Genomic DNA, 24,702 nt, shown 5'->3' on the forward strand with positions numbered 1-24,702 from the left:
GTGAAAGGGACTTACGATAAAGCATTTGAAAATGTGGTCCGGTTGAGGGTCATGTCCATCTTGATGGTAAATGAGGAATATGATTTTAATTCCTTCAAAGAGGTCCTCGAGGTGACTGACGGAAATCTGGCTTCTCATTTGAAAAATCTGGAGAAGCAGGAATATATCTCAGTGAACAAATCTTTTGTAGGGAGAAAGCCAATGACGAATTACTCAGCCACTGAAAATGGTAGAAAGGCTTTTCAAAATCATCTGGAATTCCTGGAAAACTTGATTAAAGAAAATAGATAGTAAAAAAATTTATTCTTCCACTTTGAAATTCAAAGTGCTTTAAAAAACTAAAATCATAAACCCTATGAAACAAGAAATCTTAAATCACCTCCAAGATCCCGGCTCTTTAGAAAAGCTTTACCGATCAGACAAGGCTAAATTCAAGGCCTCTTTTTCCAGTATTTATTTCGAAAACAAGGAGAATCCAATCCTACAATTTTGGAATGAGCGATTAAGCTATGAGTCCAATTCCATCTCATGGGGGATAAAAAACGAATTCATTTATGTGGTCATAGGGTGCCTCATCGCAGGATTAGTTGCGAAGATTCCTGATTTTTTCTCTGTTTCAAAAGACTTCTTCTTTCCAAGAAATATCGGTTTCATCGTCTTTCCTGTGCTCATCACCTATTTTGCTTGGAAAAATAAACTCTCCAAAAAAGTGATTGGACTCTTTGCCGGGATCGTCAGCATCTGTATCATTTACATTAATATGCTTCCGGAAAGTTTGGAGAGCGATACCTTGATTTTGGCATGTATCCATTTACCCTTATTACTTTGGGTTATTCTTGGATCTGCATTTTCCGGAAAAAATACGTTTAATCTTTCCATTCCGCTCGACTTCCTACGATTCAATGGTGATACCGCAGTGATGATTGCTGTTTTGGGTATCGCTGGAGCATTATTGACAGGGATCACCTTCGGCTTGTTCTCCTTAATTGGAATTGAAATCGAACCGTTTTTTGAAAAATATATCATCGTTTTTGGGCTTCCTGCCATTCCTATTCTTGCCGCTTTCCTTACTCAGACCAACCCTCAGCTGGTCAATAAAGTATCTCCAATCATAGCCAAACTCTTCAGTCCAGCAGTATTGGTGATGCTTGTGGTTTATTTGTCAGCTATTATTTACTCTGGAAAAGATCCCTACAACGACCGTGAGTTTTTAATGACATTCAATTTATTGTTAGTTGGAGTGATGGCTTTGATATTTTTCTCCATTGCGGAAAGCAGCAACAAAGGCAAAATCACTTTTGATATCTGGATTCTGTTTTTGCTTTCCATCGTGACAATCATCGTAAATGGAATTGCCCTTTCAGCGATCGCATTCCGAATTTCTGAAATGGGCATTACTCCTAATAGGCTTGCCGTTTTGGTGAGCAATGTGCTAATCTTGGTTCACCTATTTATTGTTGGATTCAAGCTTTATCAATCTATTTTCAAGAAATCAGAACTTGGTGAAGTAGGAAAATCAATTGTCGCTTACGTACCCATTTACTTTATCTGGGCACTGATTGTCGTTTTCGTTTTCCCAATAATGTTTGGGTTCCAATAAAGGCATAACTATTTCTGATCAAACGCAATCATGCTAATAGATCAAAATGGCCTCGACTAAGCTCGTCCATCGGATTCGAGCCTAATTAGATGGGGGTGGAGGAAAATGCGGCGGTGCCGCATTTTCCTCCACCGATCATAATTTTAAACCTTAGGGTCACCGAGCGTAGTCGAGGTGACCATCAATAAAATTTGGTAATTGCCATGAAAGCGGATATAGATATAAATAATTTCCCTAGGTATTATTTTAAACTTAAATGATACCCGGACCTTATGGATCATTCAGCAAAGGGTTGTATTTTGCTAGCAACCTCAAATCCGAATTATGAGCATTTTTAACATTATTACGATCCTGATCATCCTTTCTGCGGGTTTTGCTTTTATCAATACTCGGTTTCTGAAACTTCCTTTCACCATTGGTTTGATGATTATTGCGATCGTTTTCACGGTAGGAATTACCATTCTGGGAAGCTTCAATCATTATATTTTAGATGAAGCCAAATTATTAATTCAATCTGTAGACTTCGAAACTGCACTTTTGGATGTCATGCTAAGCTTTTTACTCTTTGCAGGAGCACTCCATACCAAGCTAGATGCTCTGAAAAAGCAAAAAGGTCCCATTGCTTTATTTGCGACCATTGGCGTGGTGCTATCGACTTTCTTGATCGGCTCCATGATGTATTACCTTTTCTTGGCTTTTAACTATCCGATCGATTACATCTATTGCTTGCTTTTCGGAGCACTGATCTCCCCAACTGATCCAATCGCCGTTTTGGGTATTTTGAAAGATGCCAATGCTCCTAAAAAATTGGAAACCAAAATCGTGGGGGAATCGCTTTTCAATGATGGCGTAGGCGTCGTGGTTTTTATCGTCCTGTTTAAAATCGCTCAGCAAGGCCTGGACTCCATGAGTTTCGGCGATGTGGGTTTACTTTTTATCGAGGAAGTGTTTGGAGGAATTGCCCTTGGGCTCATCGCCGGATGGGGTGCTTTCCGATTGATGAAAGTGATCGATAACTACGAAACCGAAGTCATCATCACCTTGGCTTTGGTCATGGGGATTTCTGCTTTGGCACATTACCTCCATGTATCCGGACCGCTTGCGGTGGTTGTGGCAGGGATTTTCCTGGGAAATAAAGCCCCAAAGATCGCTTGGTCAGAGACCACACATGTGTATGTAGACAAGTTTTGGGAACTTTTGGATGTGCTGCTGAATGCGATTCTTTTTGTCTTGATCGGGCTCGAATTATTGGTCATTTCCCTAAATGGAGATTACCTCATCTTTGGTCTGATTGCGATTCCAATAGCGCTTCTTGCCCGCTACATTGCCCTTGCCGGACCAGTCAAACTCTTTGAGAAAAAGCTGGATTTTATTCCAAAGACAAATTTAATCATGACTTGGGGAGGAATCCGGGGAGGAATTTCCATTGCCTTGGCCTTATCGCTTGAGCCTCAAATGGAGCGCGAACTTTTCCTTACAGTCACTTATGTGATCGTCGTATTCTCCATCATCGCACAGGGATTGACCATTGGATCTTTGGTAAAACGGGTGCTGAGCAAAGAAAAGGCAAGTTAGATCCAGCTTGATTTTTTCACGAATCCAGATTTATTCAAAAGGAACATATCCCATCACCTCCAAGCGATCAGGACTTGTCTTACTATTTGAGTAAACCATGATTTCTTTTATGAAATATCCCTTATTCTCAATATTGTAAGTGACTTTAAAGCTATCCTTCTCATAAGGCTTCAAAAATCCATCGTTCCAAGCCGGAATTGTACACCCACAAGATGTTTTTATGTCATAAACTTTCAAATCTTTCTTGCCTAAGTTCCCAAATACAAAATAGACATCTGCTTCTTCCTGAGTTGTTAATGTGTCGAAGTCGTACTTCTTGATCTCGAACGAAATTTCAGGCACATAATTTTCCTCCAAAGCTCGCTTTATAATAATGGAAATGATGGTTGAAAAAACGACGATGAAAATTAGAATAATCGATTTTTTCATTTTAGCCAACTTTTAATCAATTGAGAAATATCGAATCGCAACACCAATTCATGAGTATAGTCTGTGGCGTATAATCTCCCCTGATTCTCATCAATATCAATTGAACTAAGATCATGCTTCACAGTCAGATAAGCTTTAGGGTTTCCCTCCCAATCATACACCCGGATAAAGCATTCATTTTCTTTATTTATTTCTGAGTTCACATTTCTGTCAGCTTCCAAAACAAATATAAAATGCTCACTTAACGCCAAACCATCATATCCATCTAGCCTTCCATCAAAAAAATCTTTTGTGGGATCTATTTCCAGACCATCATAAAAATTATCTTTCCAATTCTCCCCATCTACTATAGTTTTAACCACTTTCAAGTTTTCATCAAAAATATCGATCCGATTAAACATATACATGGATTGTACAAATTTATCTTGAGTCGGGTGTTTGTCGAAAGATCCTCCGTAAAGGCTATTCATAGTTTCCGCAGGTAAACGGGAATTGTTCTTAATGACGGGGAATAAACCTGATTTGGAAATCACTTTCCTTTCCAAGTCAAATGATTTTATCCTTACACGATTTTGCTCATAGATCCAGCCATTTGCATAGATTTTATTATTGGCTCCCATGAATAGCTGATAATAAGGAAAAATTTTCATGTCTATTCTCAACTTTCTTTCAACAATTGGATAGGGGGATTTGGAATTAAGTGTCTTGGTCAGATTCATCAATGAATAATTACCCCTTAAAAAATCAAAATACCAGAGCTTGATGCCATCATTCGCTTTTTCAAATTGACCCACGGTAGTTTGAGGAATTTCCCATTGATCGGGTCCTTCCCCCCGAACCCCAATCGGCCCCAAGTAGTTGAGTGTATTTTTATGATAAACATGGTAATGATTTTTTCCACTGTTTACCATCGTCACTAAAAGAGTATCAACCACAAAAATTTTATGATGATGGTTGTAATCTTGGGTAAGTATTTCTTGACCCTCTATGGTCACCTTTTTCGGAAAATCACTCTTACTCACCTTTACCAAGATTTGAGCATTAGATTCGATAAGATTGAAATTGAAAAAGAATACCAAGACAAAACAGATATTATATTTATTTGAATTCATAAAAATCATATATTATAGTAAGCCGGCTTACTGTTGTAGTAGCCGGCATAAATCAAACTTATCCTCCCATTCCAGGAGAGGTACCACAAGGTCCAACAGAATTCCCCTGACCAGTCAAAATTGCACATCTGTCAACCTGACAAAAATTAGTAAGACCTTCATTACCCCCAACATTATGGTGGCAATAATTCACATCCATCATTCCTGTTTCAGGAACTCCATCGCCGAACGATGTCAAAGGAGAAACTCCTAGAAGAACTCCAAATCCAGCAGCTAGCATCACTTTCGCTGCAAATCCGATTTTACTTTTTCCATTCATAATGTTTACTAGTTAAAGGTTGAAAATAGATTAAAATCACTCCGTTAGTTACTGTACTTCCAAAGTTTAACTAAAGAAAGAAAGAAAGAAAGAAAGAAAGAAAGAAGCAAATATTTTTAGAAAAAAAATTATTGTTAGTTATACTAACAAGATTCTGGCTATGAGATATTTATAGAGTATTGACTAATTTTAATTTAACAAATACCCTATACATAACTTGAACGAAATCCAAACGAATTTCCATTGCCTTGGCCCTCAAATGGAGCGCGAACTTTTCCTTACCGTCACTTATGTGATTGTGGTATTCTCTATTATCGCACAGGGATTGACCATTGGATCTTTGGTAAAACGGGTGCTGAGCAAAGAAAAGGCAAATTAGATCCAGCTTGATTTATTCACGAATCCAGATTTATTCAAAAGGAACATATCCCATCACCTCCAAGCGATCAGGACTTGTCTTACTATTTGAGTAAACCATGATTTCTTTTATGAAATATCCCTTATTCTCAATATTGTAAGTGACTTTAAAGCTATCCTTCTCATAAGGCTTCAAAAATCCATCGTTCCAAGCCGGAATTGTACACCCACAAGATGTTTTTATGTCATAAACTTTCAAATCTTTCTTGCCTAAGTTCCCATATACAAAATAGACATCTGCTTCTTCCTGAGTTGTTAATGTGTCGAAGTCGTACTTCTTGATCTCGAACGAAATTTCAGGCACATAATTTTCCTCCAAAGCTCGCTTTATAATAATGGAAATGATGGTTGAAAAAACGACGATGAAAATTAGAATAATCGATTTTTTCATTTTAGCCAACTTTTAATCAATTGAGAAATATCGAATCGCAACACCAATTCATGACTATAATCGGTTGCATATAACTTTCCGTTACTTTCATCAATAGCTATGGAACTAAGATCATGCTTAACAGTCAAATAAGCCTTTGGCCTTCCATCCCAATCATATACCCGGATAAAGCATTCATTTTCTTTATTTATTTCTGAATTCACATTTCTGTCAGCCTCCAAAGCATAAATAAAATTTTCGCTTAGAGCCAGTGAATTAAATCCATCTGTTCTTCCTTCAAAAAACTCCTTAGTTGGATCAATATCTATAGCATCATAATAATTATCTTTCCAGTTTTCTCCATCTACAATAGTTTTAATCACATTTAGATTTTCATCAAAAATGTCGATCCTGTTAAACATATACATAGCTTGTACAAACTTATCTTGCTTAGGATGCTTGTAAAAAGAAGCTCCGTATAAACTATTAATCGTTTCAGCAGGTAGCCTTTCACTATTTTTGATGACCGGAAATAATCCTGATTTATAAATTTTATTGCTTTCTAAATCGAAAGACTTTATCCTACCCCGATTTTGCTCATAGATCCAACTATTGGCATAAATCCGATTATTATTTCCCATAAACAATTGGAAATAAGGAAATATCTTCATGTTGACTCTCAACTTTCTTTCCACAATTGGATAGGGGGATTTGGAATTAAGTGTCTTAGTCAAATTCATCAATGAATAATTACCCCTTAAAAAATCAAAATACCAAAGCTTGATGCCATCATTTGCTTTTTCAAATTGACCCACGGTAGTTTGAGGAATTTCCCATTGATCGGGTCCTTCCCCCCGAACCCCAATCGGCCCCAAGTAGTTGAGTGTATTTTTATGATAAACATGGTAATGATTCGTACCACTGTTTACCATGGTCAATAAAAGTGTGTCAATAACAAAAATCCTATGGTGATGATTGTAATCCTCTGTTAATATTTTTTCACTTTGAAGAGTGATCTTTACCGGAAAATCACTCTTTTTTACTTGGACCAAGGTTTGAGCATTCGATTGGTAGATGATCAGATTGCAAAAAAATAAAACTAAAAAACGGATTGTATTCGTAGAAATAGTCATAATAATAATTGTTAAAGTTAGCCGGCTACCACCTTGGTAGCCGACATAAATCAAACTTATCCTCCCATTCCAGGAGATGAACCACAAGGTCCAACAGAACTACCAGTTCCAGAAACTATTGCACATCTATCAATTTGACAGAAAGTTGAAAGTCCCTCTCCGCTTCCACCCACATTATGGTGGCAATAATTCACATCCATCATTCCTGTTTCAGGAACTCCATCGCCGAACGATGTCAAAGGAGAAACTCCTAGAAGAACTCCAAATCCAGCAGCTAGCATCACTTTCGCTGCAAAACCGATTTTACTTTTTCCATTCATAATGTTTACTAGTTAAAGATTGAAAATAGATTAAAATCACCCTGTTAGTTACTATACTTCCAAAGTTTAACTAAAGAAAGAAAGAAAGAAAGAAAGAAGCAAATATTTTTAGAAAAAAAATTATTGTTAGTTATACTAACAACCGGCTGATGATAAAGGCTTTAATTCTAAAAACTAACCTTAATTTCAAAAAACCTAAATCATATCTTGGTTCAAGATCCATGCGAATTTCTATTGCATTAGCACTTTCACTCGAACCCCAAATGGAGCGCGAACTTTTCCTTACAGTCACCTATGTGATCGTCGTTTTCTCCATTATCGCACAGGGATTGACCATTGGTTCTTTGGTGAAAAAAGTCTTAACCACCTATGAAGAAAAATAACTGATTTGATCAAACCAATTATTTTCTAACAATTAATAATATGTGCTTATCTTAAAATTCAAACCATAATAAATGCACGTGAAATCAAGCTTGCCTGAGGCAAACAGACCTGACCTAGAACGTCACACTGGGATGATTAAATGCTGGGAGATTCCATATGGCCGTTAAGGAGAAATTAAAATCATATGAAATGCCCATGAGGAAAGTTCTCACACAGGGGAATGATTACCTAGGGCATTCCGTGTGGTAATTAAAAATCAAATTATAAACATATGAAATCTAGCATGACTAAAAAGTCACACACTGGGATGATTAAATGCTGCGAGATTCCATATGGCCATTAAGAAGAAATTAAAATCATATGAAAACAAATCACATACTAGTTCGAACTATTTATCTAAGCTTATTTCTTTTTTCTTGTTCTACTTCTGAAAAAGAAACTAAACTAGAGCTTACTCCCGTTCAAGTTTTTTCATTGGATTATAAAGCTCCAGCTTTCAAAAATGATCAGCGCGCAGAAAAAATAAAAACGATTTCAAGTGACCTTCAGGAATTGATGTCGTCTTATTCGAAAGCAAATAATATCCCGGGAATAGCTTATGGTATTGTTGTAGATGGTGAATTGGTGATCTCATCTGCTGTAGGAGTTTTGGATATTGAAAAAGAAAGCCCAGTTACAACCTCTTCAGAATTCCGAATTGCCTCCATGACCAAAAGCTTTACGGCTATGGCAATTCTCAAGCTTAGAGATGAAGGCAAGCTTTCCCTCAATGATCCTGTATCCAAGTACATTCCGGAAATGGAAAACCACAGGTATTTGACCAAAGATTCCCCAATAATTGACATTGAGAATTTGCTGACCATGACCGCTGGTTTCCCGGAAGATAATCCATGGGGTGACCGCCAACTTGATGAGACGAATCAAATGCTATTGGACTTGATCAGCGAAGGCTTAACTTCTTCCAATGTCCCTTCATATACCTATGAATACAGCAACACAGGCTATGCGATGCTGGGATATATAGTATCTCAAGTTTCGGGAAAACCATATCAGGAATATATCAAGGAAGAAATTCTCAATCCTTTGGGCATGACTCATACCTATTGGGAAGTGGATGAAGTACCTTCCGAACAATTAGCAATTGGTTACCGATGGGAAGATGAGGAATGGAAATTAGAACCCATGCTTCATGATGGCTCCTTTGGATCAATGGGAGGTTTAATCACCTCCATAGAGGATTTTAGTAAGTATGTTAGCTTTCACCTTTCTGCTTGGCCTCCAAGGAATAATGAGGAAGCCGGACCTTTAAAGAGGAGTTCCCTAAGAGAAATGCATACTCCCCAATTCCCTAGGCTTAATACTAATTCAACCAATTTCCTTGAAAATCCATGTCCTGTTGTCGCTGGATATGGATATGGCTTAGGAATCTATCAAAACTGCGATGGATTAAAATGGGTTTCACATGGAGGAGCACTGCCCGGTTTTGGTAGTAATTACGTGTTTTATCCAGAGTATGGCATAGGAATCATGGCATTTTGTAACCTTACCTACACTACTCCTTGGCAACTGAAGGAAATCGAAAAATTGATCTTTGATCAACTAGATTTACAACCAAGAGAACTGCCCATTTCATCCATTTTAGAAAAAAGGAAAAATCAGATTGCCGAAACTTTCCAACAAGGAGAAAATGCCTTAATGGCCGAAATATTTGCCGAAAACTTCTTCTTAGATGAAAGCAGAGATCATAGAATTCAAGGGATTTCAAAAGCATTATCCAAAGCAGGTCGGATAACTTCAGTGACTGATTTAGTGCCTCAGAATCAATTAAGAGGAGGTTTTAGATTGAAAGGAGAAAATGGAGATGTCGCAATTTTCTTCACACTTACCCCCGAAAAAGATCCAAAAGTCCAACAACTGGATTTTGTATTTGTAGAGAAATAAGGTAGGAAGTGCTTCTAGAAGATTGCCTGAATCAGACAGTATAAAATCCACAACAAAAGAAAAGAATTAGTCACAAACTAAAGGCAAGCACTACTTTTCAAAAGTAATCGCCTCTGGATTTGCTCCCAACTTCTCTAGGATTTCACTGATAGCCTTTACCATCGGATCAGGCCCACAAACGTAAAAATGCTGTGAAAAATCTTGCACATGCTTTTCTAGAAAGTCCTTGTCTATTCTTCCATTTTCATGGCCTGAAACCTTCTCCTTTTCTAAAATAGAGATAAAATCTCCTCCAAGGATCTCTTTGAAATATCCTTCCAGGATCACATCATCCTTCGTCTTATTTGCAAAAAACAGTCTGTTTCCGGATAGTTCTCCTTTTTCTTTCAATGATTTTAATATGGCAATAAAAGGTGTGACACCAGCTCCACCGGCGATAAAAACGCCCTTTCCATTGTATTGAATTGCACCCCATGAGTCATTCACGATAAGCTCATCCCCTACTACTAACCGATCCAGCTGATTGGTAACCCCATCATGATCTGCATAGGATTTGATCACAAATTCCAGATGATCGTCTTCAGGTAAAGAGGTAAATGTGAATGGTCGTAATTCAGATTTCCATTCTTCTTTATTGATTGCCAGTTCTGTTGCTTGACCAGGAACGAATGAATAACCATCTGGCTTCTCAACTTTATATTGTTTTACGTCATGAGTCAAGGTCTGTATATCGAGTATTTTTAAAGTATTCGGCATGCTATTTTTAAAGTTGGTTCTATTATATCAAACGTACTACAGCATAATTGTTTAAGTAAACGTTGATTTATTCAAATCCCTTAATCACACTATTCTTTTTTAAGCCCCTAATTCTTCTGTGATTTGGCTATCTTGTGGCCTCTTAAAACAAACCTTATGAAATCGAGCATGACTCAAAAGTCACACACTTGGATGATTAACCTAAATGCGAGATTCCATATGACCTATAAAAATCAAATTATAAACCTTATGAAAAATTATTTCAATTTAACACTATCACTGGCTTTGATAGCAGCTGTAGGATTTACAGCATGCAACTCTAAAACCGGGACGGAAGAAAGTACCGAAGTAGTCGAAACACAGACGACTTCTTTCGGAGGCCTGGCCCTTTACACCCTTCGTGATTCTATGGCAAGTAACCCAAAAGCCACACTCCAGGCCGTAGCGGATGCTGGATATGCTTACGTGGAAACAGCCAATTACGAAGACGGTAAATTTTATGGAATGGCACCTGCCGATTTCAAAGCTTACCTAGAATCCATTGGACTAACTGCAAAGAGCGCTCATATGGGCATGGTCAATCTAGAAAATGCGGATCAATTAATTGCAGATGCAAAAGCTGCAGGAATTAGCTATTTCGTCATTCCGGTTCCTCCAATGGGCATGTTCACCTTTGGTCCTGATGGAATGGGCATGAAAGGTACAGCTGCTGAATTGGCAACTATCTTGAACACCCTTGGTGAAAAATGTTCTGCAGCTGGATTGAAGTTATTGTATCACAACCATGATTTCGAATTCAAGCCAATGGCTGATGGAAGCGCAATGATTGATTATCTGTTAGAAAATTGCAATTCAGACAACGTAAACTTTCAGATGGATCTATTTTGGGTGACCAAAGCAGGAGTTGATCCCTTGACATACTTCGAGAAATATCCGGGAAGATTCAAAGCATGGCATGTAAAAGACATGAATGCGGAAGGAAATTTTGCTCCGGTTGGAACTGGCTCGATTGATTTCAAAAGAATTTTGGCTGAGAAAGTAAAGTCCGGAATGGAATATTACTTGGTAGAGCAAGATCAGACTTTTGGTCTTGACCCAATGGAAGCGGTCAAAACCAGCCATAAAGGATTAGAAGAAATAGGTTTTAATTAAACCAGATCTACTTGTGACAAGAAAGCCAATCGCTCTACGGTTGGCTTTTTTATTTCCTTTGAGACAAAAGTCCTAGTAATTGATTTTGTAGAAACCGAAATTGCCTGCTATGAGTAACAGCTCCATCGTGATAATCCTGGCAGTTCTAATCCTTCACTTTTTGATTGGAATCGGCTATTTGCTTTACAAGATCTTTGGGAAAGGCAAGGGTAAATAATCACTTATCAGGTGAAAAATAAAAAAACCACTTCCAAATTATCAGAAGTGGTTTTCAAAAGTTTTAGAAATCATTCTCTAAAGCAAAAGAGTCAAATTTCGATGCGTCGGATTTTTACCGACCCAGTTATAGCCATTAGTCGTACGAGCCCAAGCAATTAAGACAAAACTATAAGCACAGGATTGAGGAGGTCTCCAATTGCCCCTAGGAGGAATAGATCGGTTGACAAATCCCTGCCAATTACCCATTGAAGGGGTATAAGTCTCATTGAAGATCGTTGCACTTTGGTTATCCCCATAGGTCGCATAAAATGAAACCGCCCTCAAATTCCCCTCAGCATCATTTGCAGTTAATCGGAAATTCAATCCGTCAGGCGCTGCTCCAATATTCTCGATTGCACAGGCTGATACTTCATTGGATCCATGTCGAATACTTTCTATTATCGTTGAAGGAAGATGATTATCGATCAAGAGACGAATTGTCTGCGAATCCTGTGGTTGATCTATAAACCCAATTCGTTTGTAGAAAGTAACCTTGATCTGATACAAACCGGGCAGTAAGGCAGTGGTTGGAAACTGAATCAAAAGGTCATCTATCGAATAATCCGAAGCTGGATTTGGTAGCTCATAAAATCCCAAGGAAGATGCAGAAAAAGATTCTAGCAGATAAGTGGAACCATTCCACCTATAGTTGGACCAATTGGAAATCAGCCTTGAAAACGAGGCGCCTGGACCAGCTATCTCTACCCGATATTTCCTGACGTTAGCACTATAAAGGTTTTGTAGTTTATTTCTATTTCCAATAAGATTTAAGGTCCCTCCAAATGCGGCATTGTCCACCTTGAGAAAATATCCTGGATCTGTAGTGGCTCTTCCTGTTGCATCTATTTTAGTCGTAGGAATAAATCCTACACTTCCAATCAATGGACCCATTAAGGAAGGTGAAATCACCGGTTTTCTAGAAAGAATAAGCTGTCTAAGCTTAGTAAAATCTCTATAAAAATTACCAGGGAAATCAGTGGTAAACGCCGGTCTGCTGGATCTAACGCGAAATCCAAAATAAGTATATGGAGTACTCAAAGGCCAGGAGAGCGCTACATTAATTTCTTTCAAATCAATCCGAAACTTCCAGATTCGGTGTGAGGTACTGGAATTTGGGCTGGGGCCAAACTCCTGAACGACCTCTGAATCGGAAGGGTCGGACAATAAACCAGTCCATTTACCTGGACCCAGATATTTTTGAATCCCAAGCTCATTGGGTTTCCCAGGATACAAACCATAATTGATATCCTGATTAGCGGTGATAGCCCGATCCCTATTGGTATCGAAACTTAGCCAAAAATAATCGTTGGTACTTGGGTCATTTCCAGTATCGTCCACGACGTCCAGAGCCAAGTACAAAAATCTGGCATCATTCTTTGCAAGAACAAAACCTCGTGAAAACTTCAATGATCCAGCGTTTTCCCAATCTCCGCTATTTATCGGAGTATTAAGATTTATCGGATTGACAGCCCACTCACTTTTAAGCGGAAATGCGAAAAGAAGTGGTGTTGTGATGGTTAAATTTTTAAGCTTAGCCATGATTTATTGGGTTGAAATAAAAAGAAAACTATAAACAGAAATCTCCTGAAAAAATGGAGACAGAAACCTAATCCCGTGAGAGGGAACCGAAACTACTTAGTTTAACTAAGTATATATGTTTGAAAATCAATTACTTAAATATAATGATTCACAGTTAAAAAATCACTTTTCCGGTTACTTTTTTAAGAAAAGTGGGAATTTTTGGAAAATTAAGTTCGATTTAAAGGTATTTATGATAACAGACTACTACGTGATGAACTGATTTTATTTGCTGTTCCAGGAATCCAATTGAGTGAAGGCAAGTATGACTGATGCAGAACAACTTTAGATTTTACGTCACTTTTTTTAGGATATTTCCAACAAGTGTTATAAAAATGGGGATAAAAAAATAGCCTTAAGAAAGAATCCCAAGGCTATTTTTTTATTGTATTCGATTTATTTAGCAGGTAAAACTTTAGCACTTACTTCGCCAAAGCCAACTCGGATTCCATCCTTTTCACCAAAGCCTTTCATAATTACCGTATCTCCATCTTCAATAAACTTTCGCTCCTCTCCTGAATCTAATTTCACGGGCTTGGTGCCTTTCCAGGAAAGTTCCAGCATAGATCCATAGGAATTCTCATCTTTTCCGGAAATGGTCCCAGAAGCCATCATATCGCCAACATTGATATTACAGCCATTCACAGTATGGTGTGCCAATTGTTGAGCAACATTCCAATACATGTATTTGAAATTTGAAGTAGCCACTTTAGATGCTTTTTGACCTTCCGGCTGAATATATACTTCGAGCTTTAAATCAAAATTTCCTGGTTTTTCACATTTCAGATAGTCTAATACTTCGGGTTCTTGAACTGGCCCTTGGGTTCGGAACTGCTCTAAAGCTTCAATAGTCACTACCCATGGGGAAATGGAGGAGGCAAAACTTTTGCCCAAAAAAGGACCTAAAGGCACGTATTCCCAAGCTTGAATATCGCGAGCCGACCAGTCATTGAATAATACGAATCCAAAAATGTATTCCTCTGCTTCGTCGGTTGAGATCGAATCTCCAAGTTTGGTTTGCTTGCCGGTAATAAATGCCAACTCTAACTCAAAATCCAATCTTCTGCTCGGGCCAAATGCAGGAACTTCCATATCAGGATCTTTAAACTGTCCTTTTGGTCTAGTGATGGGCACTCCGGATGGGATGATTGAAGAAGCTCTTCCATGGTATCCTACCGGCAGATGCTTCCAGTTTGGCAACAAGGCATTCTCCGGATCCCGAAACATTTTCCCCACATTAGTGGCATGCTCAATGCTGCTGTAAAAGTCAGTATAATCTCCAATTTTGACAGGTAAAAGCATCTCAGCCTCTCTTCTATTGACCATCACTTTTCCACGAATCGAATGATCACGAAGTTCTTCATTATCCGCCAAAAGCAATTGCTGTACCCGTTCCCGGATTTTTCTGGTTTGAACTTTACCCAATGCAATCAAATCATTGAGGAATTCATTTAAAAAAATTCCTTCTGTCAAAAATAGATTCCCAAAAAAGCCTTCTTGATCTAAAACGCTTAAATCAACAATCTTGTCACCTATCGCAATCCCCACTCTTGGACTAAGTTTTTTATTTTTAAAAACTCCAAACGGAAGGTTGTAGATGGTGAAATCTGAATTCTTGGGAACTTCCACCCAAGTGCTAAGGGTGTTGGTGGGACTATCGCTCATGTGTAGCTAATCTTTGAAGTCGCAAATTTAGGACTTCAAAAGGAAAACAAAAGGATTAACTGAAAAGAGCTTGAATTCAATTCCAAAATAAGCTTAATATTTTTCCATGGGATCAGGAAAACACTAGCACATATTACCCAAAGCCATTTAACGTCTTCTTTTTCCGTTCCTAAAAAAAAGTAGATAAAGTAAACCTTGATGATTAACTTAAACTAAAATCCAATTTCTCTTCTATGAAAAATAATTTGAAAATCTCAGTCTTTTTACTCCTGAGTTTATTTTGCTTTTCCGCTTGGGCTCAGGAAAAATCTATTCTTGAAAAACTCGATGAGGTAGCAATCATTGACCAGAAAGTCATGATGCCGATGCGAGATGGAGTCCGATTGGCCACAGATATTTATCGGCCAAAAGGAGACGGGAAATACCCGATCGTATTTAGTCGAACTCCCTACAATTTCAATACTTGGGGAAATGGCGAGATGAACACCCGAACCATGCAGACTGCACTATCTTGGGTGGAAAAAGGCTACGCTTATGTAGTTCAAAATGAAAGAGGAAGATACTTTTCCGAAGGCGAATGGGATATTCTGGGGGTTCCATTGACAGATGGCTACGACGCAATTGATTGGATGGCAAAGCAGGCCTGGTCCAATGGAAAAGTTGGGACCTTAGGTTGCTCCTCCACTGCAGAATGGCAAATGGCAGTAGCTTCTTTGGATCATCCTGCTTTGGCAGCATTAGTACCGCAAGGGTATGGAGCTGGTGTTGGTAAAATTGGTGATTTCTGGGAGCAGGGAAACTGGTACCGAGGTGGTGCAGGTCAAATGCTTTTCACCAACTGGCTATACAGCGTACAGCATGATCCGATGGCTCCTAAACTTGCAAAGGGAATCGGACAGGAAGATTTACTAAGACTTCAGCGGTTCTATGATATGTCACCGGAGTATCCAAGAATAGACTCTAAAGCCGCATTAAGTCATTTACCTATTCAGGACATCATCAAAGCCGCAAACGGACCGAAAGGAATCTATGAAGAAATGATTACCAGAAAGCCAAATGATCCAAAATGGTTTAATGGAGGATTATACCATGACGAGCAACCCTTTGATAAGCCAAGCTTCTGGTTTGTGTCATGGTTTGATGTTTCGGCAGGTCCAAATATTGCATTATACAATCATGTGAGAGAAAATGCCGTTTCCGAAATGGCTAGAAACAATCAGTATTTAGTAATAGCTCCAGTGCTTCATTGTTCTTATACACGTGCTACAGAAGACACCAAGGTTGGTGATTTGAGTGTGGGAGATGCCAGATTAAACTACGATGAAATGATCACAGCCTGGTTTGACAAGTGGCTTAAAGGCGAATCTCCTGAATTAGTTTCTGAAATGCCAAAAGTCCAGTATTATACTATGGGCTCAAATGAGTGGCAAAGCTCCGATGTCTGGCCACCGGCTGAGGCAGTGATGACCACCATGTATTTGGACTCGGATGGAAATGCTAATACCAGGCTTGGAACAGGAAAACTCACTTCTAAAAAGCCTAAAAAAGATAATCCTGACACTTTTAAATATGACCCAATGACTCCAGTGGAATCTTATGGAGGAAATGTCTGCTGTACAGGAAATGCTGTAACAGGAGGATCATTTGACCAAAGTGAAATGGAAATGAGGAATGATATCCTTGTCTATACCTCGGATGTTCTGGAAGAGGGAGTGGAAATTTCGGGCTTTATTGAGTCTTACTTGTATCTCTCATCAGATGCGAAAGATACTGACGTAACCATCAAACTGATCGATGTGCATCCAGATGGCAAAGCTTATAATCTAGACGAAACAATCCAGCGAGTTCGCTACCGAGAAGGTTATGATAAAGAAGTTTGGATGGAAGACGGAATGGTTTACGAAGTAAAAATGACACCTATGAGCACTTCAAATTACTTTGCGAAAGGACACCAAATCAGAATCGAAGTCAGCAGTTCGAACTTCCCAAGATTTGATCGAAATATGAATACCGGAGGTAATACCTACGATGAAACCGAAGGAGTAATTGCCACGAATTCAATTCATCACGGAGGCAAACATCTCAGTAGAATTGTACTTCCGATGATTAAGTAGCTAACCAATAAATCTTAAAAAATTAAAAAGGTGATGGAATATCACCTTTTTTTATGCTTTAAATAATATTTTTTTATTTCAAGGATGATATTATTCAGATCAAGTATCAACATATCAGGCAATTCATCCTTTCATGTAAATTATTTTTAGTCTTAACTATTTTTCCTTTTTCTATAAAAAAATAAATGACAAATTATAATTGAAACAAACCAATAATTTCTATGTCAAAAATCTACAAATTTCTGACTACAGCAGCCTTTATGTGGCTGTCTGTGGGTTGGGCCTGGGCACAATACACAGTGACAGGAAATGTGACCGATGAGCGGACAGGTGATCCCCTTATTGGAGCAAGTATAATTTTGAAAGGAACTACAAGTGGAACAATTACCGACCTGGAAGGTAATTTTACGCTTAGCCTTTCCACCACAAATGAAACAGAGGTGATCGTGTCCTCTATCGGCTATCTCTCACAAACGATAGCTGTACGATCAGGAATGTCGCCATTGAGCATTAAAATGAAACAAGACGCCACAAACCTAGAAGAAGTAGTGGTAACAGGACTTGCTTCATCAGTTAAACGAAGTAATCTAGCTAATGCAGTCTCTTCTGTTTCGGCAAGAGATCTAACTGGAACCACTACAATTCAAACCACGGATGGTGCGCTATACGGAAAAGTAGCAGGGGCAACTATTCGATCAAATGGTGGCGCGCCAGGAGGAGGTATTTCAATCCAATTAAGAGGTATTTCGAGTTTACAGGGGGCCTCTCAACCGTTGATTATTATTGATGGGGTTTACATTAATAATGCGTCTCAACGAACCGGTCGAGCTGCAGTATCAGGAGCAGGTGGATCCAATCAGGATGATGGTGCAAACCGACTTGCTGACATCAATCCAGCTGATATTGAAAATATTGAAATATTAAAAGGTCCTTCTGCTGCAGCAATCTATGGAACTCGAGCAAATGCAGGTGTAATTATTATTACCACTAAGCGAGGAGCTGAGGGTAGAACCACTGTTTCTCTTTCCCAAGATGTAGGTTTTGCAAAACCCCTAAGGCTATTGGGAGTAGATGATTGGAGTGAGGAAAAAATCAATTTCTTTTTCCCTGAATCCAGAAGGCCAATTGAATTGGAAAGATTCCGATCAGCACAAGCGAGCGGTAATTTTGTAGATTACGAAGACTATTTCTACAACAATAATGCACTGCTTCTAAATACAAGAATCAACGTTTCAGGCGGGGATGAAAAAACGAAATTCTTTATATCTGGAAATATCACCGCAGAAGATGGGACGGTAAGAAATACCGGCTTTGAGCGATATTCTATTCGTGCAAATATCGACCATAAGATTACCAATAAAATCAAATTGGGAGTCTCATCAAATTACATCAGATCAAATACTGATCGTGGATTTACTGGTAACCAGAATAACTCAGGAGCTAGTATTGGATACAGCATCGCTTATGTACCCAACTATTATGACCTTAGAAGAAATCCAGACGGCACTTATCCAATCAATCCATATTTCTCTGAAAACCCTGTTTCCGTTACTGACAACGGTGTAAACAATTCTTTGGTAAATAGATTTATTCAAGCATTTACTTTGGATTTTGATATTCTCAAGACCCAAAACAGTTTCTTGAAAGCAACAGTATCAGGAGGCTTGGACTTCCTTCAAAATTCCACAGAAGTATATCTTCCTGAGTTTTTACAGTTCCAAAGTGCTCAAGCAAATCCAGGCGATATCTTAATAGGAAAGCAAGAAAGCTTTAACACCAACTTTCAAGCTGCATTAGTTTACAACTGGAATCTGGGAAGTGTGAATATGAACTCTCAGGCAGGATTGGTAAGATTGGATTTTGAAAATAGCTCTCTCTTTAACAGAGGTAGAGGCTTGGTACCGGGACAAACAAACCTACTTCAAGCAAACATTCAGCAAATCAATGAACAGTTCACCAGTAAAATCCAGGAAGCCGGTATCTTCTTGCAGCAGGAAGCCAACTGGGAAGACAAAATCATTGGAACACTGGGTATCAGATGGGATAAGTCTACACTCAACGGAGATCCTAATCAATATTATGCTTTCCCGCGAGCTAGTATGGCCGTAAACCTTACTAACTTTGAATTTTGGAACAGTAGTGTAATAAGTCAATTGAAACCTAGGATTGCCTATGGTGAAACTGCTGGCCCGGTTGCTTTTGGAGCAACATTTACTCCACTTGGAGGAACAAATATTGGAGGACTTCTCGGGTCTACAGTTTCAACTTCAATCGGAAATACACAGATACAGCCAGAGACTGCTACTGAGTTAGAGTTTGGAGTAGATGCAGGATTCTTTAATAACCGAGTAAGTCTTGAGGCTACATATTACATTAAAAATACTCAGAACAACCTCCAAAACTTGAATCTAGCGCCATCTACTGGGGTAAACACCACTCCAAGTAATGAAGCGGAACTTCAGAATAAGGGTTTGGAATTGGGCTTATCAGGAACTGTAGTGGAGAAATCAAATTTCCGATGGTTCTCTAGAATCTTATACTGGCAGAACGATATCGAAATGACTAGGTTAGGTATCCCAACCTATATCGCTGGGGGTTTTGGATCGGGACTAGGTACTTTTCTATATGCTGAAGGTTATTCCCCTACAACTATTGTAGGCTCACCTGCTGACCCAACTATTCCAGGCGGATTCACAATCTGGGGAAATGCGCAACCAGACTTTAATCTATCATTTTATAACACCTTCAATATTTATAAAGGACTTGAGTTTTCATTCCTAGTAGATTGGAGACAGGGAGGTGACAACATCAATTTGACTTCCTTCCTTACCGATGGCGGAGGTACTACGAATGGTTGGTTTGACGATGACAATGAAGATGGTATTCCAAATGGCCGCCAACGTGAGCCAGAGCCTTATAACAATGCTGGCAGATGGGTTCAGGATGCAACCTTTGTCAAAATCCGTGAAATAGGTTTATACTACACCTTCCCTAGAACAACTATTTCAAATTGGTTTGGAAATACTGTTCAAAATATGAGGGTTGGCTCTTCTGTCAACAATGCCTTCTTGTTTACAAACTATCAAGGCTACGATCCAGAGACTTCCACTTTCGGTGCTCAAGCAGTTGCAAACAACGTGGATATTGCACCTTACCCGACTCCGAGAAGGATTTTCTTTCACTTAACTATTGACTTTTAATCGGCATAATTATGAAAAATATAGCTAAAAACTTAGGATTTATGCTGATTACCGCCGGTTTGACTTTCGGTTGTAATCCGCTTCAATTAGATGATATTCAGGATCCGAATAACCCTTCTGTAGGAAGTATTGCAAACAATGCAACGTCTCAACAAATCCAATTTTTGATTACAGGTCTTGAATCAAGACACCGAGGATATGTTACCAATATCTCCCAAGCATGGAACACCTTTGGGAGAGAGATATGGTATCTCAATGCCTCTGACCCTAGATTCCAGACTGACTGGCTTGGGCAAAACGGGAGAGTTCCTGACCGATCTTATTTTGGATTTGGTAATACAGGTGGAGGCTCATGGGCTGCACCTTATCAAGCAATCAAGCAAGCAGATGTACTTCAATTGGCAGCAGAAAACACTTCTAATATTTCAGTTGCACAAAAGAGCGCAGTGATAGGTTTTGCCAAGACTATCCAAGGATTTCAATTTATGATTCCGGCAAATTTTGTCTATCAAAATGGAATCAGAATGGATGTTTCCGACCCATTGAATCCAGGACCATTTGTCCAATATGATCAAGCTTTAGATCAAATCAAGACTATTCTGGACGAAGGCTTTCAAGCTTTAGGAAGTGCTGGCTCAGGGAATTTCCCATTTAGATTGACGAGTGGTTTTAGTGATTTCAATACCATTGCCGGCCTACAGCAAGTCAATCGAGCAATTACTGCAAGGCTAAATGCTTACCGGCAGGATTGGCAAGGAGTACTGACGGCATTGGATGCTTCATTTATGAATTTGAATGGAGACCTTACAAGAGGTCCAGCACATCCTTATGGTGCGGCTCCTGATATTTTCAATCCATTATATTATGTGCCAAATGCGGCTGTAAACACGATCATAGTAGTACATCCTTCTGTATTGGATGATGCAACTGCTGGTGACCTTCGTGTACAGAATAAATTCCTTCAAAGGACAAACCCTGTCACTGTGACAACAGATGCAGGAGCATTGGTAGGAACACACCAAGATGCCAGATGGGCAACTAATACGACGCCTATTCCTTTTATCCGAAATGAGGAATTGATCTTGCTTAAAGCTGAAGCACATGCCAATCTGAGCCAAGCTTCGGAAGCTGTAGCGGCAATTAATATAATTAGAACTGCAGCAGGAATAGGTCCGTACACTGGCGCTACGACCACCGCAGCACTAATAGACGAGATCTTGTACCAAAGAAGATATTCACTATGGGCAGAGCCTTGGGGTCACCGATGGATCGATGCTCGTCGTTATGGAAAACTGAATGAAATCCCTACAAGCTATGATGGAGGTGCAATTTTCACTCAGTTCCCTCATCCACAAGCAGAACTTAGCTGGGATGATTATGTAGGAAATAATTAATCAAAACTCTTAATTCACAAACTAAAAGCTACCTGAGATTTCAGGTAGCTTTTTTTGATAAACTGAAATAGAAATAATTTTCACCAAACTAAAACCCGAATGAAAATACTATCGGGAATAAATCTGATAAAACAGTAGGAGTAAAATTGCTACGAATTCAATTCATCAAGTAGGCAAACATCTGATTAGAATCTTACTTCCAATGATAAAGTAATCAAGTGAATCCGAATTTAAAAGAGATCCGATGGGTCTCTTTTTTTATGAATTCACCCCTCATTTTGGAGCTTCAAAAGAGTCCAAAATCAGTATTTTCCCCTATTTTTGCCCCTTCAATAAAATTACTCCCGAATGTCTATTGCCAGCAAATACGATCCAATTGCAACCGAAGCCAAATGGTACGACTACTGGATGGAGCATAAGCTTTTCTCCTCCAAAGTAGATCACAGCAAGGAACCTTACACCATCGTAATTCCTCCACCAAATGTCACCGGAGTCCTGCATATGGGCCACATGCTGAACAATACCATTCAGGATGTACTGATCCGACGCGCTCGGATGCAAGGAAAAAATGCCTGCTGGGTACCGGGAACGGATCACGCTTCCATTGCTACGGAGACAAAAGTCGTGAATATGCTGAAGGATCAGGGAATCGACAAGAAATCCCTGAGCCGTGAAGAATTCCTCGCTTATGCCTGGGAATGGAAGGAGAAATACGGGGGAATCATCCTAGAGCAATTGAAAAAACTCGGAGCTTCCTGTGATTGGGATCGGACAGCATTCACCATGGATCCAGGACTGAGCAAGGCCGTGATTGACGTTTTTGTGGACCTGCATCAGAAAGGTAAAATCTACCGTGGGATTCGAATGGTTAACTGGGATCCACAGGGAAAAACTGCACTCTCGGACGATGAGGTAATCACCAAAGAGATCGCCTCGAAGCTTTATTACATCAATTATAAAATTGAAGGTTCGGAAGATCAGTTTCTCACGATTGCTACAACGCGACCGGAGACGATTATGGCCGATTCGGCCATTTGTATCAATCCGAACGATCCAAGATTTACGCATCTGAAAGGAAAGCGAGCAATTATTCCTTTAATCAATCGATCTGTTCCGATCATCGAAGATGACTACGTGGATATGGAGTTTGGAACGGGCTGTTTGAAAGTAACTCCAGCTCATGACATCAATGACTACGAACTTGGAATCAAGCATAAATTAGAAGTAATCGACATCCTGAATGATGACGGTACACTAAATGAAAAAGCGCAAATCCTTGTTGGTGAAGATCGATTTGTAGCTCGAAAAATGATTGCGAAGCGATTGAAAGAAGCTGAGCAACTTGAAAAAATCGAGGAATACAAATCCAATGTAGGCCACTCAGAGCGGACCGATGCAGTGATTGAGCCGAAGCTTTCCCTACAGTGGTTCCTAAAAATGGAAGACATCACCAAACCTGCTTTGACTTCAGTGATGGAAGATGTGATTCAACTCTATCCACCAAAATTCAAGAACATGTATCGGGCTTGGATGGAAAATGTAAGGGATTGGTGCATCTCTCGCCAACTCTGGTGGGGACATCAGATTCCGGCCTATTACCTTCCAAATGGCGAATATGTAGTTGCCAAATCGAAGGAAGATGCATTATCGCTTGCCAATGAGAAGTTTGGAACGAGGTATTCCGAATCAGACTTGATTCAGGATGAGGATGTATTGGATACTTGGTTTAGCTCTTGGCTATGGCCGATTTCGGTATTTGATACGGAGGTTTTTTCCACAGGAAAGCAAAATGAAGAATTGCAGTACTACTATCCTACCAATGACTTGGTTACTGCTCCGGAGATCTTATTCTTCTGGGTAGCTCGTATGATCATAGCAGGCTATGAATACACGGGTGAAAAGCCTTTCAAGAATGTTTACCTCACGGGAATCGTTCGAGATAAATTGGGTAGAAAGATGTCCAAATCACTTGGCAATTCTCCCGATCCGCTAGAACTTATCTCACAATATGGAGCAGATGGAGTCCGAACAGGAATGCTTTTCTCCTCCCCTGCTGGAAATGATTTGCCTTATGATGATAAGCTAGTCGAGCAAGGCCGGAACTTTGCGAATAAAATCTGGAATGCATTCAGACTGGTACAAGGCTGGGAAATCGATCCAAAACTGGACGGTTTGCAGAATGAATCCAGTATCGCTTGGTTTGAAAGTCGATTCAATCAAGCTTTGGTAGAAATCAACGAGCACTTCGAGAAATTCCGAATTTCTGATGCACTCATGACTACTTACAAATTAGTTTGGGGAGATTTCTGTTCCTGGTATTTGGAGATGATCAAGCCAGAATATCAGCATCCCATCGATCAGGCGACCTACGATCGCACCATTGGATTATTTGAGGATATTTTGCGGATTCTTCATCCATTTATGCCATTTATCTCAGAAGAAATCTGGCATTTGATCAAAGAAAGATCTGTAGAGGAATCATTGATTTTGGCTTCGTGGCCAACGGAAAAAGCTTTTGATGCGCAACTCATTGCCGAAGCGGCTCAAGTCTTCGAAGTCGTATCTCAAGTACGGAATCTTCGTGCATCCAAAGGAATGTCTCCAAAAGAAAGCTTGGACTTGACGATCAATGCCAAGAATGAGGCGCTTTACACTCGATTTGAATCGGTATTGATCAAACTAGCCAATCTTTCTTCCTTTAACTTTGGAACAGCCGTGGAAAATTCCATGAGTTTTGTGGTAAAAGCTGATGAGTGCTTTATTCCTGCAGGCGATTCGATCAATGTGGAAGAAGAGCGAGAGAACATCAGCAAAGAACTCGAATACACGAAAGGCTTCCTAAATGCAGTGATGAAAAAGCTCAGCAACGAGCGATTTGTTGCAGGAGCTCCAGCACAAGTCATCGAAATGGAGCGTAAAAAACAAGCTGATGCAGAGGCAAAAATCAAGACCTTGGAAGAAAGTCTGGCCAAATTGGGAAGCTAA

The 24,702-nt window shown here is 39.4% G+C and carries 20 protein-coding genes; 11 read left to right on the forward strand and 9 right to left on the reverse strand.

Going from position 1 to position 24,702, the window contains the following annotated elements; all coding sequences use genetic code 11:
* The 3 genes from BVC88_RS18460 (at position 1) to BVC88_RS18470 (ending at position 3,175) form a co-directional block, all read left to right on the forward strand.
* Positions 1-291: a winged helix-turn-helix domain-containing protein gene (locus tag BVC88_RS18460; protein ID WP_245803684.1), complete on the forward strand. Its 291-nt coding sequence runs from the start codon at positions 1-3 to the stop codon at positions 289-291.
* 64 nt (positions 292-355) lie between these two features.
* Positions 356-1,600 carry a DUF4153 domain-containing protein gene (locus tag BVC88_RS18465; protein WP_075352207.1) on the forward strand — a complete coding sequence of 415 codons (1,245 nt, stop codon included), beginning with the start codon at positions 356-358 and terminating at the stop codon, positions 1,598-1,600.
* A 324-nt stretch (positions 1,601-1,924) separates the two neighbouring features.
* Complete coding sequence (locus BVC88_RS18470) at positions 1,925-3,175, forward strand: cation:proton antiporter (protein ID WP_075352208.1); 1,251 nt, start codon at positions 1,925-1,927, stop codon at positions 3,173-3,175.
* A gap of 30 nt (positions 3,176-3,205) precedes the next feature.
* Here the strand turns inward: BVC88_RS18470 and BVC88_RS18475 are convergent, their stop codons facing one another.
* From BVC88_RS18475 to BVC88_RS18485, 3 genes are read right to left on the reverse strand one after another with little or no spacing between them, the layout of a single operon-like run.
* Positions 3,206-3,604: a DUF1573 domain-containing protein gene (locus BVC88_RS18475; protein ID WP_075352209.1), complete on the reverse strand. Its 399-nt coding sequence runs from the start codon at positions 3,602-3,604 to the stop codon at positions 3,206-3,208.
* Entirely contained in the window at positions 3,601-4,716 is a 1,116-nt protein-coding gene (locus BVC88_RS18480) for a BF3164 family lipoprotein (protein WP_075352210.1), read from the reverse strand. Before BVC88_RS18480 ends, BVC88_RS18475 begins: the two co-directional genes overlap by 4 nt.
* 58 nt (positions 4,717-4,774) lie before the next feature.
* On the reverse strand, positions 4,775-5,035 hold the full coding sequence (locus BVC88_RS18485; RefSeq protein WP_075352211.1) for a hypothetical protein: 261 nt from the start codon (positions 5,033-5,035) through the stop codon (positions 4,775-4,777).
* Between the two features lie 217 nt (positions 5,036-5,252).
* Here BVC88_RS18485 and BVC88_RS21215 point away from each other — a divergent pair, with 217 nt between their 5' ends.
* Positions 5,253-5,414, forward strand: coding sequence for a hypothetical protein (locus BVC88_RS21215; RefSeq protein ID WP_175574449.1), 162 nt, complete (start codon positions 5,253-5,255; stop codon positions 5,412-5,414).
* 30 nt (positions 5,415-5,444) lie between these two features.
* Here the strand turns inward: BVC88_RS21215 and BVC88_RS18490 are convergent, their stop codons facing one another.
* The 3 genes from BVC88_RS18490 to BVC88_RS18500 are packed head-to-tail and all read right to left on the reverse strand — an operon-like array spanning position 5,445 to position 7,275.
* Positions 5,445-5,843 (reverse strand): DUF1573 domain-containing protein, encoded by a 399-nt coding sequence (locus BVC88_RS18490; RefSeq protein WP_075352212.1) that lies wholly within the window; start codon positions 5,841-5,843, stop codon positions 5,445-5,447.
* Positions 5,840-6,955: a BF3164 family lipoprotein gene (locus BVC88_RS18495; protein WP_075352213.1), complete on the reverse strand. Its 1,116-nt coding sequence runs from the start codon at positions 6,953-6,955 to the stop codon at positions 5,840-5,842. Before BVC88_RS18495 ends, BVC88_RS18490 begins: the two co-directional genes overlap by 4 nt.
* A 56-nt stretch (positions 6,956-7,011) precedes the next feature.
* Entirely contained in the window at positions 7,012-7,275 is a 264-nt protein-coding gene (locus BVC88_RS18500; RefSeq protein WP_075352214.1) for a hypothetical protein, read from the reverse strand.
* A 149-nt stretch (positions 7,276-7,424) separates the two neighbouring features.
* Here BVC88_RS18500 and BVC88_RS21220 point away from each other — a divergent pair, with 149 nt between their 5' ends.
* A complete protein-coding gene (locus BVC88_RS21220; protein WP_217694774.1) occupies positions 7,425-7,658 on the forward strand; it encodes a hypothetical protein in 234 nt (77 codons plus the stop codon).
* Between the two features lie 361 nt (positions 7,659-8,019).
* Complete coding sequence (locus BVC88_RS18505) at positions 8,020-9,600, forward strand: serine hydrolase domain-containing protein (RefSeq protein ID WP_075352215.1); 1,581 nt, start codon at positions 8,020-8,022, stop codon at positions 9,598-9,600.
* Positions 9,601-9,690: 90 nt separating this feature from the next.
* On the opposite strand, the gene BVC88_RS18510 is transcribed toward BVC88_RS18505, so the two are convergent.
* Positions 9,691-10,356, reverse strand: a complete 666-nt coding sequence (locus BVC88_RS18510; protein WP_075352216.1) for an FAD-binding oxidoreductase — start codon at positions 10,354-10,356, stop codon at positions 9,691-9,693.
* 249 nt (positions 10,357-10,605) lie between these two features.
* Here BVC88_RS18510 and BVC88_RS18515 point away from each other — a divergent pair, with 249 nt between their 5' ends.
* Entirely contained in the window at positions 10,606-11,508 is a 903-nt protein-coding gene (locus tag BVC88_RS18515; protein ID WP_075352274.1) for a sugar phosphate isomerase/epimerase family protein, read from the forward strand.
* 294 nt (positions 11,509-11,802) lie between these two features.
* Here BVC88_RS18515 and BVC88_RS18520 read toward each other — a convergent pair whose 3' ends face one another.
* Positions 11,803-13,305: a hypothetical protein gene (locus BVC88_RS18520; protein WP_075352217.1), complete on the reverse strand. Its 1,503-nt coding sequence runs from the start codon at positions 13,303-13,305 to the stop codon at positions 11,803-11,805.
* 435 nt (positions 13,306-13,740) lie between these two features.
* On the reverse strand, positions 13,741-15,009 hold the full coding sequence (fahA, locus tag BVC88_RS18525) for a fumarylacetoacetase (RefSeq protein WP_075352218.1): 1,269 nt from the start codon (positions 15,007-15,009) through the stop codon (positions 13,741-13,743).
* Between the two features lie 233 nt (positions 15,010-15,242).
* Here fahA and BVC88_RS18530 point away from each other — a divergent pair, with 233 nt between their 5' ends.
* From BVC88_RS18530 to BVC88_RS18545, 4 genes are all read left to right on the forward strand, one after another.
* On the forward strand, positions 15,243-17,123 hold the full coding sequence (locus BVC88_RS18530; RefSeq protein ID WP_075352219.1) for a CocE/NonD family hydrolase: 1,881 nt from the start codon (positions 15,243-15,245) through the stop codon (positions 17,121-17,123).
* 221 nt (positions 17,124-17,344) lie between these two features.
* Positions 17,345-20,323, forward strand: coding sequence for a SusC/RagA family TonB-linked outer membrane protein (locus BVC88_RS18535; RefSeq protein ID WP_075352220.1), 2,979 nt, complete (start codon positions 17,345-17,347; stop codon positions 20,321-20,323).
* 11 nt (positions 20,324-20,334) lie between these two features.
* Positions 20,335-21,717 (forward strand): RagB/SusD family nutrient uptake outer membrane protein, encoded by a 1,383-nt coding sequence (locus tag BVC88_RS18540; RefSeq protein ID WP_075352221.1) that lies wholly within the window; start codon positions 20,335-20,337, stop codon positions 21,715-21,717.
* A gap of 348 nt (positions 21,718-22,065) precedes the next feature.
* Positions 22,066-24,702 carry a valine--tRNA ligase gene (locus BVC88_RS18545; RefSeq protein WP_075352222.1) on the forward strand — a complete coding sequence of 879 codons (2,637 nt, stop codon included), beginning with the start codon at positions 22,066-22,068 and terminating at the stop codon, positions 24,700-24,702.

Origin of the sequence: Algoriphagus marinus, assembly GCF_001936475.1 — a bacterium.
GTDB lineage: Bacteria > Bacteroidota > Bacteroidia > Cytophagales > Cyclobacteriaceae > Algoriphagus > Algoriphagus marinus.